Below are 15340 nucleotides of genomic sequence, written 5' to 3' on the forward strand. Positions count from 1 at the left end.
AAGATATGTGGGAGAGAATGATGAAAACGTCCAAACTGATGGTGGCGACGATGCTGTCGGGCCTGCCTGTCGCGATGGCTCAGCCTGCGCGGGGGCAAGTCGCACCACAGGAAGCGGCGCAGGAACAGTTCAGCGGCATTCAGGATATCGTCGTCACCGCGCGGCGGACCGAGGAAAGCCTGCAAACCACCCCGCTGGCCGTCACGGCATTGGGCGCTGTCGCGATTCAGCGCGCGCAGATCGTCAGCGTGCAGGACGTGCAGCGTGTCGCGCCCAGCGTCGTCATATCGACCGGCTCTGCCTCGACGTCCGGCTTCGCATTCGTGTCGATCCGCGGCCAAGGCAATCTCCAGCCGCTGATCGCCAACGATCCGGCGGTCGCGACCTATATTGACGGCGTTTATATCGCCCGGCCTTCGCAGGGCCTGACCGATCTGCACGATCTCCAGCGGCTCGAGGTGCTACGTGGTCCGCAGGGCACGCTGTTTGGTCGCAACACGACGGGCGGCGCGATCAACATTCTGTCCAAGGATCCTGTCGATCGGCTGGAAGCCAGCCTGAAGGGCGAGGTCGGCAATTATGCCTATCGGGATGTTGAAGCCGTTTTGAACGTGCCGCTGGCAGAGGGCCTGGCCGCGCGTGTCGTCTATGATTTCCATGATCGCAACGGCTATGGCTACAATGCCCGGCTGAACCGCGACGTGGGCGATCAGAAAAGCCATTTCCTGCGCGGCAAGCTGAAATATGAAAATGACGGGTTCGACGTCACCCTGAGCGGCGATTATAACAAGATAACGGACATGGGCCAGCTTGCCCAGACCGCCGGGTTCAACCCGCTGTCGTTTCAGGGGCCGCTGGCAGCCTTTGCGCCCGGCCTGGCCAGCGCGATTCACACGGAGGACAATTGGTACACGACCTATGCAGGTGGGCTGACGCGGCCCACGACCAACCCGACCTTCGCCACGCTGCCTGCCGACATCCAGGCCAAATACAGCCAGTTGCCTTTCGACAAGCTGGTTGCCTATGGCTTTTCCGGTGTAGTCAACATCGACATTGGCGAGCACAAGCTCAAATCGATCACCGCCTATCGCTATTCGGATTCCGACGTCTGATCGATCTCGATGGATCGCCATCCCCCGTCCTTGCCGTATTCGGCGGCGCGCATTCGGAATCCTATTCGCAGGAACTTCAAATGTCCGGCAATATCACGGATCAATTGAGCTACATTCTGGGCGGATATGCGTCGCGCGAAACAGGTTTTGAATATTCCCAGTCGCAGATTTTTGGCGGGCTAATCCGCAACAGCTTCGGCGACGCGAAGAACACGACCAAGGGCGCCTATGCGCAACTCTATTATAATCTGACTGACAGCGTGCGTGCAGTGGGCGGCTTCCGCTACACCTGGGACGGGCGTGAGGTTGTCCTGCACAACCAGCAGGTGCTGGGCCTTGCCCCCAATGCGCCCGTCGCGGGCACGCCGTTCGGCGTGAACTGTAATCTGGTCAACCCGGACCAGACGCCAACGGCCACGCAATGCAACCAGACCCAGGCGAAGAATTTTTCCTATCCCGCCTGGAACCTGGGGCTAGACTGGCAGGCGAGCGACGACATCTTCCTCTATGTTGCCACGCGCGGCGCAGCTAAGGCGGGGGGCTTCAACATACGCGCCGGGTCGCTTCCCGCCTTCTCGCCGGAAAAGGTCAAGGACGTCGAAGGCGGCATCAAGGCAAGCTGGCTCGACAATCGGCTGCGCACCAATGTCGCGCTGTTCCACACCTGGAAAAGCAATGCGCAGGTGATCGTCAATGCCGTAGCACCGGGGGTCGGCGTCACCCAATATACCCAGAATAACGGCGACACCCGCGTCTGGGGGGCTGAGTTCGAGGTCGTGGCGGCGCCATGGTCGGGCATGGAGATTTCGGGCAATCTCTCGCTGCTCGACGGCAAATATAAGGCGGGGAGCATTTCCGAAGTGCAGCGGATCACCAGCGCCACGCCGCTGACAGGATGCGCCGCCGCGCCGCCGACCGCCGCCGGCGTCCCGCGCTACGACTGCACTGTCGACCTCAGCGGTCGCGCGCTGACGCAGCTGCCCAAGATCCAGTTCAGCATCGGCGCGACCCAGACCATCGCCCTGTCGACCGGCGACCTGATCCTGCACGTCAATTACGCCTATGTCGGCAAGCAGCATTTCAACCCGGTGGTGGCGTCGGACCAGCAGACCGCTGCGGTCAAAGCCGCCTACGCGCAGGAAAATGCGTTGGGTGAAACGGCAGGATATGGCCTGCTCAACGGCCGCATCGCCTATCAGCTCAACGATCCGAATATCGAACTCTATGTCTATGGCCGCAACCTGACAGCCAAAAAATATCTCAGCCGCCGCTTTTCCGATCTCTACCAGACCGGCGGCCTGGGCATAGCTGTCGACTATGCGGGCGACCCCCGCGTGGTCGGCATTGGTATGCGCTATCGTTTCGGCGCACAATAAAGCGTGCCCGATCGAAACCTGGACAAGAAAGGCTGCTCGTGATCGACCTTCCCGACAATGTTCCGCGCGAACTCGTGATGCCCTTTGCGCTTACGCCGCGTCGGACGACCACGGTCAATCCCTATACCGACATCATTCCCAGACTGCATGAAGGCCCGCCGATCTTCTACGGCACCGACGTGTTTCCGGGGCGTCAGCCAGGCTGGGTAGTGCGGCGCGCGGAAGACCTGCGGAAAATCTATGCCGACACTGATAGTTTCGGGAAACGCGGCAACACCGGCTTTGCCGCCGGGATCGGCGAAAGCTGGGACATCATCCCGACCGAACTCGACCCGCCCCGACACACCGGCTTTCGCAATGCGCTCAATCCCGTCTTTTCGCCCAAGCGGATGGGCGAACTGGACGGCAAGGTGCGGCTGCGCGCGCGGGAATATATCGACAGGTTCAAGGACCGGGGGGAATGCGATTTCGTCCGGGATTTCGCCATCCCCTTTCCGGTGTCGATCTTCCTCGACCTGCTCGGCCTGCCGCAGGAGGAGATGCAGCAGTTTCTCGATTGGGAATTTTCCCTGTTACACACCGACGACATGGAAGATCGGGTCAAGGGCACGCGCGCGGTCAAGGCCTATCTGCTCAACGCCATCGAAGATCGTCGCAAAAGGCCCGGCGACGACCTGATAAGCATCGCGCTCCAACTGGAATATGAAGGGCGCAAATGGACGCCCGAAGAGGTGTTCGGCCATTGCTTCAATCTGTATCTGGGCGGGCTGGATACGGTGTCGGCGAATATCGGCCTGCATTTCCAGCATCTCGCGACCCATCCGGCCGATCAGGATGCCCTGCGGCAAAATCCGGCGGGTGCCACCGTAGCCATCGAGGAGTTGCTGCGCGCTTATGCCGCTGTCACGACCTTCCGCATCTGCACCAAAGACGTGATGCTGCACGATGTCACGATCCGCGCGGGTGACCGGGTTGCGATGTCGACCCCTTTGGGATCGAACGATCCCGAAGCGTTCGAGGCCCCGACGCACATCCGTTTCGACCGCCGCCCTTCGCATCTGACCTTCGGCTATGGCCCACATCGCTGCCTCGGCGCACATCTTGCCCGGCGCGAGCTACAGATCGCCATGCAGGAAATGCTCGCCGCCCTGCCGGCTTTTACAGTGCAACCGGGGTTCGATGTGCCCTTCTATCTCAGCAACATCATCCATGTGGAATCGCTTCCACTGGTCTGGGCCAGATAGGTATGGCGCGCTCAGCGATAGCGTCTTTGCAACGAGCGATAGCAAAGGCGGTCGTGCCCCGGCGGCGGCTGCCCTAGTTTGCACCTGAGCACCACAGGCGATCCATGGATCGACACAGAAGGTGCCCAAGGGGAGATGAAGCTATGAGATCCGTCAAATGCCAGGTGCTTGCCACCAGCGCGCTGGCCCTGTTCGCGACCGCCGTACCGGCCTTGGCACAGCAGCCTGCCGACCAGCCTTCGGTCAATAGCGGGCTACAGGATATCGTCGTGACCGCACGCCGTCGCGAGGAATCGCTTCAGTCGGTGCCGGTATCGATCACCGCCATCTCCGCCGAGATGCTGGAGCAGAAATCGGTCCAGGATCTGAGCGATGTCGCCACGCTCACACCCGGCTTCCGTTTCTCGCAGGAGGGCGGCAAGAACCAGCCGACGCTGTCGTTGCGCGGCCTTGGTCAATTACCGATCGGCGAAGGGGTGCCCGCTATCGTCGCCTATTTCAACGATGTGCCCCTGTCCAAGGAGGGCGGCAATATTCCGACGTTCGACTTGGCCAATATTCAGGTGCTGAAGGGGCCGCAGGGCACATTGTTCGGGCGCAACACCATCGGCGGGGCGGTGCTGGTCAATTCGAAAAAGCCGACCTTCGACACCGAAGGCTATATCCAGGCCGGCTATGGGAATTTCGATTATAAGGAATTGGAGGGCGCGCTCAACGTGCCGTTGGCCAAAGATGTGGCGGCGCTTCGCATTGCTGCACAGTATCGCAACCGTGACGGCCGGACGAAGAACCTGACATCCGGCAATCCCGACCTGGACGACACCAACCAGTTGAGCTTTCGCGCGTCGTTGCTACTCCAGCCTACCGAAAATCTGACCAACACGCTGGTTTTCGATTATTTCCGCGCGCGGGAAAAGCCCGCCGCCGAAGTGCCCAATCGCTACAATGCCGGTGTGCTGTCAGGTATATTGGTCGGCGGCTTCGGCTTCGCGCCCGCCGACGCAGCTGTCTACGAAGCGGATCTTGCCAGCCTGTTTGCGCAGCAACAGGCCAACGGTCCCTACAAGGTCACTAACGAACTGGTCAACGATGGTAGCGGCCTGAAAGTTGCGGCCGATCGCCGGATCTGGGGCATCACCAATACCACCAGTCTGGAACTGGGCGACGTCACCATCCGCAACATTTTCGGCTATCGCGACGTCTATAATTATCAATTCGTCAATACCCAGGGCACCCGCCAGTTGATCGGTCCTCAAGGACGGCTTGTCATCTATCACACCGGCGCCGAAGCAAATAAATCCTTCCTCACCGACGAGTTTCAGGTGCTGGGCGACATGGGCCGCCTCAACTGGATTGCGGGTGCCTTTTACAGCAAGGACGAGCCCACCGGCACCAACGTCAATTTCCCGCAGCAGTTCAGCTTCATCGACCTTTATGGCCCGGCGGTGAATTACAGCACGTCGCACTATACCAACAGCAGCTTCGCCCTGTTCGCGCAGCTGGGGTTCAAGATCACCGACAAGCTGACCGCCAACGCAGGCGCGCGCTACACCTGGGACAAGGTCAAGGCGTGCGCAGGCAACAGCCTCGCAGGGGCGCTCAGCCAGCAGCAATGCGCCGATCAGGCAGCGCTTGGCTTGCCCGACGGCACCGGCATCGTGAAGAATAAGGGCGATTACGCGACCTGGACCGTGGGGCTGGATTATCAGGCAACCGACGACCTGTTCCTCTATGTTACGTCCCGGCGCGGCATTCGCGGCGTCAATGTCAACACGCCGCTGTTCGAAACGCCGTTCACGACGGGCGGCGTCGGCGCGTGCCTGGGCGGGGTCAATTGCCCTGACCTGCGACCTTACCAGGAGGTGAAGCAGGAACAGGTGACCGACGTCGAATTGGGTATGAAGCTCAACTGGCGCGCGGGCGCTATGAAAGGCCGCTTCAACGTATCGGCGTTCCAAACGAAGTATAAGGACGCGCTGCAATTCTTCAACGTCCGCCCGCTCGGCATTCCGCCGACGGCACCCGATCAGCCGACCCGGACCTCGCTCGCCATCAACGCATCCAACGCGACCGTGCGCGGCATAGAGGCCGAACTCGTGATCGAGCCAGCGCCCTGGCTGACGTTCAGCTTTGGCGGTGCCTATGTCGATCAGAAGGTCGATGACGTAAAGCCGTTCGGCCCGCTGACGCTGACCAAGAATGAAGTCACGCTCCCCACCCCCAAATTCTCGGGGACAGCCGCTTTACGCGCCGTGCTGCCGATCCGTCCGATGGAGGGGGAACTCGCCTTCAACGCCGACCTCTATCACACATCGGCCTATGACGCGCAGTTTGGTCAGCAACTGCCCGGCTATGATGTCGTCAACAGCCGCCTGGAGTTGAGCGACATTGGCGGGCGCGGCATCAGCATCGCGGCCTATGTCCGCAACCTGTTCGACAAACAATATCCGATCGGCCCGGCCGTGCTGCTCAGTTCCTTTCCGGCCAGCACCGTCTATTATGGCGATCCGCGCACCTACGGTCTCCAACTCACCTATCGATTTGGCAGCTAGGACAGCATGACGATGACCCACGACGGCGTACAGCACCGCACCTGCCCCCTGTGCGAGGGGATGTGCGGGGTTACCGTGACCGTGGAGGGCGGACGAGCGGCGACCGTCCGCCCCAACAAGAAGGATCGCTGGAGCCTGGGCCATATCTGCCCCAAGGGCACGACGCTGGGCGCGCTCCATCATGATCCCGACCGGCTACGCACGCCGATGATACGCGACGGGAGCGAGTGGAAAAGCGCTTCGTGGGAAGCCGCGTTCGATCGTCTGGAGACGTTGGTCGATGGAGTGCGCGAGCGCCACGGCCCCCATGCGTTCGCGGCCTATGGCGGCAATATGGCGGGCAAGGACGCCACGCTGTCGCGCTATTCGGGGCTGATGCTGGCGACGTCGGGCATTCAACAGGTCTATTCGTCTGGCACGGTCGATCAGCACCCCAAGAATTTGTCGGCCATGCTGATGTTCGGCAATGAATGGAAAATCCCCATTCCCGATCTCGACCATACCGACCTGTTCGTCATCTTCGGCGGCAATCCGGCAGCATCGAAGGGCAGCATCTTTTCCCATCGCGACGTGATGGGCGCGATGCGGGATTTACGCGCCCGCGGCGGGCGAGTCATCGTGATCGATCCGGTCCGCACCCAGACGGCGCGATCGGCCGACCAGTGGATCGGTCTGAAACCCGGTAGCGACGCAGCCTTCATGCTGGGCATCGCGCATGTCCTGTTCGCCCGCGACGCCGTGCGGTTGCGGCACCTTGATGGGCTGGTCGATGGGCTGGAGACGCTGCGGGAGATCGTCACCGGGTTCAGCCCCCAATGGGTCGCCCATCATTGCGGCATCGACGCCATCGTCATCGAAAACCTGGCCGACGAATTGATCCGCACCGAACGATCCGCCATCTATGGCCGCATCGGCACCTGCACCCAGACGTTTGGCACGCTGGCGTCCTGGATGATCGACGTGCTGGCTATCCTGACCGGCAATCTGGACCGGCAGGGCGGCAGCATGTGGAGCCGCCCGGTCGCACCACTGGTGGACATGCTGGCGACGCTGCCTGCCGATATGCCGGTCGTCATGGGCAAGAGCCGGGTGCGCGGCGTTCCTGCGGTGCTGGGCCAGTTCCCCGCTTCCTGCATGGCCGAAGAGATCGCGACGCCCGGACCGGGCCAGATCAAGGGGCTGCTGACCTTCGCCGCCAATCCAGCGCTCAGCGCGCCGGATTCGGGCAAGCTTGCCGAGGCGCTGCCGCTGCTGGAATGCATGGTCAGCTTGGACAATTATCTCAACGAAACGACTCGACACGCCCATGTGATCCTGCCCAGCCCATCCTTCCTGGAAAGCGCGCACTATGACATGTGGTCCTGGGTCTTCTGCCTGACCAGCGGCGGCCATTATTCGCCACCGATCTTTCCAGTTACCGATCGCCCGGACCATTGGCGCGTCGTCGCGCGCGTCGGCGCGATCATCGGTGGGCAACCAAGTGCCGATATCGACGCCATGGACGATGGCTATTTCCGCGCACTCGCCACCGGGCGCGGGATCGATCCCGACATGGCGATCATGGCGCTGCCTAACCGTGGGCCGGATCGCATTTTGGACCTGGCAATTCGAACCGGCCCATTCGGCGATCGCTTCGGCACGGTAGCGGGCGGCCTGACACTCGACAGTTTCCGTGACGAACCAGACGGCCTGATCGTCGCGCCCGCCATCCCTCGCGCGCATGAGGGGTTTGAAACCGCGTCCGGCAAGATCGACCTCACGCCCGCCCTCATCCTGTCCGATCTTCCCCGGCTGGAGCGGGCCTTGGTCGCCAACAATCCCTCGCTCGTCCTGGTCAGCCGTCGCCATCTCCGCTCGCTCAACAGCTGGATGCACAACATCGATACGCTGGTGAAAGGCAAGGATCGCTGCACCCTGCAAATGCACAGCATCGACGCCGCCGCTCATGGGTTGGCCAATGGCGATATGGTCGCGCTGACCTCTGCATCGGGTGAAATCCATGTACCGCTGGAGATTGACGACGACATCCGCCCCGGCGTGGTGTCGATGCCGCACGGCTGGGGGCATCGCGATCCACAGACACAAATCGCGATTGCCCAGGCGCACGCCGGGGCCAACACCAATATCCTTAGTCCCGGCATGATGGTCGACGTCATTTCGGGCAATGCTGTGCTGAACGGCATTCCGGTTCAGGTCCGCAAGGCCGACCTTCAACCCTGCGAAACAATGGGAGCAACTGCGTGAGCAAGATATTGGGAGCCTTGTCCGGCGTGATCGGTTTCGCGCTTATCGCCTTCGGCATTTACGCCCTGGTCGCAACAACCGCCATTACCGATATGACCGCGCTGGACCCTAGGGGCGTGGCCGGCCTGAACGAAGCCCGCGCTATTTACGCTGGCTCGTTCTGGGCCATGGGCGGGTTGATCCTCTATGGTCTTGGCACGCCGCGTTTTCGGCAACCCCTTTTTCTCGCGGTGGGTGTGATCTTTGCAGGCTTCGTCGTCGCGCGGATCATATCGATCGCGATGGACGGCTATGCCCCGATCCTCTCGGCGTCGATCGGATCGGAAGTCGTGGCGGCGCTCATCCTGATCGCCGCGAGCCGGACCGCCCCTATATCCTCAGTCTGATAGCGCGGCCTGGCCGCCCACGGCGACAGTGTGCGGATAGGGCGCGCCGGGCAGGCGGGCAGCGGCGAAAAACTCCACCGCCTGCGCCGCCTCCACCAGCCCCAGCGCCACGCGATAGAGCCGCGCTTCAGCCGATGGCAGAGTGTCCGATCCGAACGCATCCAGATGCGCCATGATGTCGGCCAGTCGGGGGGCGGCAGCATCGTAAAACTGCTTCAGCGCATCGAATGGGATGTCCTGTCGCGCGCGATAGCGGCTTTCCATCGTCTCCAGTCCGATCCACGAATGGGCGAACGGTTCCAGATCGGCAAAGGCCGCGGGCAGGCTGGCACTCATGCGGCGCTCCTCATATCGGCCCGCGCGCCGTTCAAAACGGATCGGATTACCGCCGCGCGGTGGCGGGGCAACATTTCCGCCTCGCCATAATAGAAACTTTCGGTCGCGCCGGACGCCAGCCCCTTTTGCTGCCGCGCCATCACCATGAAATCCTCCATCCCCGAATCCCGCCCGAATGTAGTGGCCTGAGCGATCGCGAAGCGTTCGCTGGCCGTGATGGGGGCATGATAATAATAATGCGCTGTCCAGCGATGACTCTGCGCCGTCAGCGGCCAATGCTGCTGCGTGAACCAGCCGCCTGCGCCGGGATGGATCATGAAATTGGGAAATATCGCCAGCGACGCCGGTGTCTCAGCGCTTGGGTAGCCCTCGCCAGCCACACGTCCCGCCAATGCCCCCATCGCCTGCACCGCAAAGGACTGGACGATCCGGTCGGCGCGTGGTCGCCAACTCGGATTACCCTGCGACCAGCCTGCCGCGTGCGGCCCGGCAAAGGCCATCTTACGGAATTCGGAAAAGGGGTTGGCAGGCGTCACCGATATTTCGCGGATCGTCAGCGCGTGGACAGTGCCGACATGATAGCCTTCATATTGCGGATCCAGCCCCGCCTTCCAGTTGGCCGCGACTTCGTACGACAGGCTGTCCCGGTGGGTGAAGGGGGCCAGCGTCGTCGCCTCCAGCAGCGGCGCGATGCCGCCTAGAAACGCCGGGAGCGACAAGGCCGACAGCGGATCGAGATTGATGAACACGAACCCTGCAAATATGTCGATCGCGATCGGCGCCAACCCCAGGTCGCCCGCATCCAGAGCCGGAAAGCGTCGCTGGTTGGGGATGGCCTTCAAGCTGCCGTCCAGGCGGAAGGTCCAGCTATGATAGGGGCAGCGAAATGCCTCTGCCTTGCCGCAGGGGGCATCGGCGACCGGCATCCCGCGATGGCGACAGACATTGTGGAATGCGCGCAGCACCTTGTCCCTACCCCGCACGATCAGCACCGACACGCCGCAAATTTCGACATCGCGGACCACATAATCGCCTGGTTCCGGCACGTCCTCCGCCCGGACCATAAAAAGCCAGCATCGGCGGTATATCGCGTCGCGCTCGGCCGCATGTTGGGCCTCGCTCCAGAAGCTGTCCGCCGCTACACGACCATCGCGCAGGATCGCGGCGTCCGGCTGCATCACGCCATGTCCCAGATCGAAACCGCCGTCCGGCGTGGCCGACAATATATTGGTCATGCAACTGGCTCCCGCAGTCCCGCCTTGCCCGCCAGTCTATAGTCGCCGCCTCGCTCGATGCTCCGCCGGAACGCGGGACGGCCATGCAGCCTGTCCAGCCAAGTCACGATATGGCTATAGGCGTCGATCGGCATCAGCGTTTGCGCGATTTCCGGGATGAAGCTCATCTGGATATCGGCAGCAAAAAAATCCTCGCCGAGAAGAAACGTACCGTCGGCCAACGCATCGTCGATATAGGTCAGCGCCTTAGCCAGTTCGACATTGGCTGCTTCATCGATCGGACTGCCATCCAGACCAAAGGCGCGGGCATAGACCTTTATCATGATCGGGTTCATGCCGGACGACACCGCATAATAGAGCCATTGCCGATACCGTTCATGCGCATCCGTACCGGGCACTGGCGCCAATCGACCATCGCCATGCCGCTCGATGATATGCTCCGTAATCGCGCCCGATTCGATGACGATCCGTCCCTCATCCTCGATCATCGGCGATTTGCCGACCGGATGCAGCGCCTTGAGCGCGGGCGGTGCCATCATCGATACCTGATGCCGCTGATAAGGCACCAGATCATAGGGCAAGCCCAGTTCTTCGAGCAGCCATATCGTCTTCTGGGCGCGGGAGTCGTTGAGGTGATGTACGGTCAGCATTGTCGGTGACTTTCAATCTGGAGAAGGAGCCGATCAGCATCGCGTCCGATACTCGACCGGCGTCATGCCCGTCGTCTTGCGAAAGGCGGCCGTAAACGCCGCTGCGCTGGCAAAGCCGCAGGAATAGGCGACTTGCTTGACCATCAATTTCTGGTCGTCGAGCAACGCCTTGGCGCGGTTCAGTCGCTCCCGTGCGATATAATGGCGCAGCGTAACGCCCGTGGCGCGCTTCACCAGCGGTGACAAGGCACGCGACGTCACGCCACAATGCTGTGCCAGATCGACCACCGTGGGCAATTTGCCGCTTTCATGCAAAACCTGCCGCAACATCGTCATCTGGCCGGGCGAAAGGGTGCCGTCGCACTTCTGCGGCACCGGTTGCCCCAGCGTCGCCCGGCGTATCTCGCCGCAAATGGCGAACAGTAGCGACCGGACCATGAACCCGCTGTCGAGGCCCGGCGTGACGACCTCGTCAGCGATACGGGTCAGGCCGGCCTGGAGGAACGGGCTATCGAGATTGAACTGATGGTCCCCGTCGAGACTAGAGAGGAACGATAGCAATTCGGGATAGTCAGCCAGTAATTCGGATCGAAAGCTACAGGATATGGTCCGAAGGCGGCCGCTGTTCCAGCGGGTCCGCACCGCCTGCCCTGGCGGCACGAGGATGACGGCATGAGACGTCACGAAGTTGCGCCCCGGACGTGCGCATTCGATATCATCCTCCCGGTACATTAGCCATTCCAGGAAGAATTGATCCGACAGGATTGTTGCTTCGCCAGGCTTCGACCATCGGACATTGTCGACCCGTACCGAATAATCCGGGTCCACCAGCGCGCCTTCCAGCATTCCGGTATAGAGCATTTCACCCCTGAAAGCCTGCTCCTGCTCCATGCGCCTATCCTCTTTCTAGATATGGGTGGCCGAATCGTGCGCCATGACATTCGTCGAAGGCGGATCGGAAAAAGCCAGCCGATCGATAGGGCCGGGCGCTCTATTCACGATGGGTCCAGGGTAGCCACGCAGCAATTGCAGCGCGCGCATCGTGCGGCGATGGAACAGGCCGATCAGATCGGCTTCCTTATCTGGCCCGGCGGCCAGCACATATTGTTCCAGCGTCGCCTCGGCCGCTGCCGCGCTTGCGAAACTTTGGCCCAGCAACTGCTCTGCCTCCGATCGATCGCGGCGCGCAATCTCGTGGCCGATGGCGTCGAGGCGCTGTACATAGCGGGCGAGCGATAAGGCTGGAGGTTCGCGCAATCGTCCGCGCGCCGCTGGCAGATCGGTACAACTCGCGACCAAATTATCATAAATGATGTCGGTCGCTTTTTCGACGGTTACAAGATCGGCGACAGGTGTCAGATCGACGCTGCGCACCTGCGCCAATATGTCCAAAGCAGCGCGCCTACAGCCAAGATCCCAGGACAGATATTCGACATAGGCAGGCAATTGGCGCTGCGTGCGGAGTGGCGACTCCATCCGCATCGGCACAGCAAGGAAAGACGCGATGGTGTGAAAATCGAGCGCCACCCAGTCGATCGGGTTACCGCTTTCCACGACATAGCGCTGCAACAACGACGTCAGATCGCCGATCGGTTCGTTGATGTCGCGCACCCTGATTGATGCTATGTCCGCCATAGGGTCGCCTAAATGCGCCAGTTCCAGATCATAAATATGGGTGATCCTGTCCCCATCATGAAAAAACTGCGGCGCGTCGGCGATCAGCAGCGCCGTTTCCGTGCGATGCAGCGGAAGATTGCCCAGCACCCATTTACGTAGAAAGGCGATCAATGAATCGGGACCATCGCGATGGCTTTGATACTGTTGATCCGCATCATCAAAATAGGCGAGCGCAATGGCTTGCGGGCTTTGCGGTTGTGGCAATCCGATCCCTGCGGCCTTTACTGTATCGATCCGGTGAACGGACGCCATGATCGCCATATAATCGCTGACCAGCCGATGCAGGTTTGCGTCGCGGTCGGCGCCGCCCGCGAAAGCCGTCGCGTCGATGCGCTCCATGGCAATCGCCGCGGGGTTGTCGCACCAGCCATGGATATGCGGTACGGCGATGCCTCGTCCGCCAGCAACCGCAAGACATCATGTTCTACGCGCAACGGCTGCGTTTCCTGGCCCGCACCGCGACCGCCGCGAATATGGATATGGATTACGCCCTCCGGCGTGCGGACCGATACGTTCCACGCCGGGCGCCATCCCGGCAGGATATCCATGGCGACAATATCGCCCATCGTCGCTTCGATCCAGCGCTGGACATTTTGCTCAGCTATCAAATTCGGCTGGTCGGTCACCAGGCATCCTCATGCATGTTCGTCACACCGCAACGCGGATGCAATCTTTATGTGAACAGCGTTATCATAATAGGGTAACGCTGTTCATTCAAGCGAATTTATCGCGAGGCAATGCGCCGTGATTGCGCTATTCAGCACCCGACATCGGACAGGAAAGCGCGCAATGGAGAGCAATGCTAAGGGCCACCAAGATATTCTAGTCGCTGGCACCACGGCATCACCTCGTCGGGCGCGCAGCGCAGAGGCTAAGGATCATGTGCGGCAAGCATTGATTGACGCGGGACGTCATCTGCTGCTGGCCAAGCCCTCTGGACCGATATCGCTCCGTGGAATTGCCCGCCATGCCGGCTATTCCTCCGGTGTCGTGTATCGGTATTTTGCGGATCGCGATTCACTGTTTCTCGCGATCCGTGACAGCGAATTGGACAATTTCGCTGATAGGCTAGAGATGGAATTCGCCACATATGACGACGCGGAAAAGCGCCTGATCGCCGTTGCCGATCGGGCCTTCGATTTTTCACGCGACCAGATCGCCGCCTTCGGCATGAATAGCTTGTTCCTGTTCTGGTTCGACACCGCTGGCACGCAGAATGGCGCTCCCATTCGTGATACTGCACCCGCGGCAGCGCGCATCCATGCCTTTTTCGAACAGGCGGTCAGCTCCGTAATGGCACCCAGTTCGCACCAGAATTCGAACATTCAATCGGCAGTAGGTGCCCTGATGGCGTCTATATCAGGGGCCGTACTTTTACCGCGGGGAAGCGATCATGATGATTTCCCAGATGGCTGTATCATACTGCGTGATATCGTCGAAGCATTGATCTGCCGTTGGCAGGCTACGTGGGAGCCGACACATTAATAATTGACGGATGCCGGGCGACCTTGAGGCGCAGATCGAGGCCTTCGTTGAGCACTACAACCATCAGAGGTATCAAAAGAGCCTGAGCAACGTGACGTCCGCCGACGCCTACTTTGGCAGGGGGCCCAGCCATCATTAAGCAGCGCGAAAGGTTCAAGCGGCAGACCATCGAGCATCGGCGCTTGCAACACCGCAAGCTCGCCCCCTAAACCTACCCCACACGAGGCCACCACTCCGCTAATTTATGCCGCGAAGTGTGCTGAATGTTCTGACGACCGAAAACCTCAAATCATTGGCCAGCCATAGGCATCCTTCATCCCGGCGAAGACCGCCTTGATATGCACCGCCAAGGCCGCATCGCTGAGCAGACGGTGCGGCTGCTTTGGGCCAATATCGGTGGCTTGCTGCAATCTGTGATGACGATAGCCGCTAGCGCTGACCTGCAAAACACGGCACTGCACCACGATCGGCCAGGTGCCACCATGTCGCCGGATCAAGGCATACCTCACCGCGGCTCCCTCGCGAGTCTACCGCTGTTTTTTAGAATGTGGCTCTCCATGCGCACTCGCACCAGCTCGGCCTCCAGCCGTGCGATCTCCATCTGTTCAAGGCTCACGGCTTTAACGTGAACATCAAGAAGGCGACCGGTGTCCTCCGCCTTTACTCCGTCCTTCGTCTGATACCCCTTCTCTGATCTGTTCATACCAGCCAGGGGAAACGTCAGGCAGCGACAAGCTCACGGAACAAAACATGGGATAATCGCGGCGCGATTCGTCCCGGGCATCAGCATTTTGATATAGCTGACAGGGGTGGTTGCCCCCCGATATGATGGAAAAACGGGCTCACGATTGGCACCGGGCCCAAGCATCGCACGGAGAGCAACCATGAAACAGTATATAGGCTTTGACGTTTCACTAAAAGATACCGCGATCTCCATTCGTCAGGATGGAAAACGGATCTGGCGCGGCAAGTGCGCATCGGATCCCCAGATCCTGGCGCAGATAGTCCGCAAACACGCCCCGCATGCGGAGCGGGTGGTATTC

Annotated in this window: 13 protein-coding genes and 2 pseudogenes; 9 read left to right on the forward strand and 6 right to left on the reverse strand. The window is 60.8% G+C overall.

The features are described 5' to 3' along the window. Positions 1-20 precede the first annotated feature (20 nt). The 6 genes from BF95_RS29515 (at position 21) to BF95_RS18075 (ending at position 8914) form a co-directional block, all read left to right on the forward strand. Positions 21-1112 (forward strand): TonB-dependent receptor, encoded by a 1092-nt coding sequence (locus BF95_RS29515; RefSeq protein WP_235209844.1) that lies wholly within the window; start codon positions 21-23, stop codon positions 1110-1112. An 80-nt stretch (positions 1113-1192) separates the two neighbouring features. Next, on the forward strand, positions 1193-2488 hold the full coding sequence (locus BF95_RS29520; protein ID WP_235209845.1) for a TonB-dependent receptor domain-containing protein: 1296 nt from the start codon (positions 1193-1195) through the stop codon (positions 2486-2488). A gap of 38 nt (positions 2489-2526) precedes the next feature. Then, entirely contained in the window at positions 2527-3732 is a 1206-nt protein-coding gene (locus BF95_RS18060) for a cytochrome P450 (RefSeq protein ID WP_152542803.1), read from the forward strand. Between the two features lie 143 nt (positions 3733-3875). Beyond that, a complete protein-coding gene (locus tag BF95_RS18065; RefSeq protein ID WP_043153178.1) occupies positions 3876-6284 on the forward strand; it encodes a TonB-dependent receptor in 2409 nt (802 codons plus the stop codon). A gap of 12 nt (positions 6285-6296) precedes the next feature. Continuing rightward, on the forward strand, positions 6297-8528 hold the full coding sequence (locus tag BF95_RS18070; RefSeq protein WP_200867002.1) for a molybdopterin-dependent oxidoreductase: 2232 nt from the start codon (positions 6297-6299) through the stop codon (positions 8526-8528). Beyond that, on the forward strand, positions 8525-8914 hold the full coding sequence (locus BF95_RS18075; RefSeq protein ID WP_037473619.1) for a DUF4345 family protein: 390 nt from the start codon (positions 8525-8527) through the stop codon (positions 8912-8914). Before BF95_RS18070 ends, BF95_RS18075 begins: the two co-directional genes overlap by 4 nt. Here BF95_RS18075 and BF95_RS18080 read toward each other — a convergent pair. The 5 genes from BF95_RS18080 to BF95_RS18100 are packed head-to-tail and all read right to left on the reverse strand — an operon-like array spanning position 8906 to position 13151. After that, positions 8906-9250, reverse strand: a complete 345-nt coding sequence (locus tag BF95_RS18080) for a hypothetical protein (protein ID WP_037473621.1) — start codon at positions 9248-9250, stop codon at positions 8906-8908. The two genes, BF95_RS18075 and BF95_RS18080, sit on opposite strands and share 9 nt — an antisense overlap. Beyond that, on the reverse strand, positions 9247-10485 hold the full coding sequence (locus BF95_RS18085) for an aromatic ring-hydroxylating oxygenase subunit alpha (RefSeq protein ID WP_037473622.1): 1239 nt from the start codon (positions 10483-10485) through the stop codon (positions 9247-9249). Before BF95_RS18085 ends, BF95_RS18080 begins: the two co-directional genes overlap by 4 nt. Next, positions 10482-11135, reverse strand: coding sequence for a glutathione S-transferase family protein (locus BF95_RS18090; protein ID WP_051520097.1), 654 nt, complete (start codon positions 11133-11135; stop codon positions 10482-10484). Before BF95_RS18090 ends, BF95_RS18085 begins: the two co-directional genes overlap by 4 nt. Positions 11136-11168: 33 nt before the next feature. Beyond that, complete coding sequence (locus tag BF95_RS25705) at positions 11169-12026, reverse strand: helix-turn-helix transcriptional regulator (protein WP_051520098.1); 858 nt, start codon at positions 12024-12026, stop codon at positions 11169-11171. A 15-nt stretch (positions 12027-12041) separates the two neighbouring features. Beyond that, the gene (locus BF95_RS18100) at positions 12042-13151 is read right to left on the reverse strand and encodes a hypothetical protein (RefSeq protein ID WP_043153184.1); all 1110 of its coding nucleotides are present in this window, start codon (positions 13149-13151) and stop codon (positions 12042-12044) included. Between the two features lie 450 nt (positions 13152-13601). Here BF95_RS18100 and BF95_RS25710 point away from each other — a divergent pair, with 450 nt between their 5' ends. After that, on the forward strand, positions 13602-14297 hold the full coding sequence (locus BF95_RS25710; RefSeq protein WP_051520099.1) for a TetR/AcrR family transcriptional regulator: 696 nt from the start codon (positions 13602-13604) through the stop codon (positions 14295-14297). 10 nt (positions 14298-14307) lie between these two features. Continuing rightward, a pseudogene (locus tag BF95_RS26570) lies at positions 14308-14506 on the forward strand (IS3 family transposase); the annotation flags it as partial. 75 nt (positions 14507-14581) lie between these two features. Here the strand turns inward: BF95_RS26570 and BF95_RS18115 are convergent. Further along, positions 14582-14806 carry a hypothetical protein gene (locus BF95_RS18115; RefSeq protein ID WP_037473628.1) on the reverse strand — a complete coding sequence of 75 codons (225 nt, stop codon included), beginning with the start codon at positions 14804-14806 and terminating at the stop codon, positions 14582-14584. A 375-nt stretch (positions 14807-15181) separates the two neighbouring features. Here BF95_RS18115 and BF95_RS29525 point away from each other — a divergent pair. Beyond that, positions 15182-15340 (forward strand): annotated as a pseudogene (locus BF95_RS29525) (IS110 family transposase); the annotation flags it as partial.

The sequence above is a fragment of the Sphingobium sp. Ant17 genome, assembly GCF_000588875.1.
GTDB lineage: Bacteria > Pseudomonadota > Alphaproteobacteria > Sphingomonadales > Sphingomonadaceae > Sphingobium.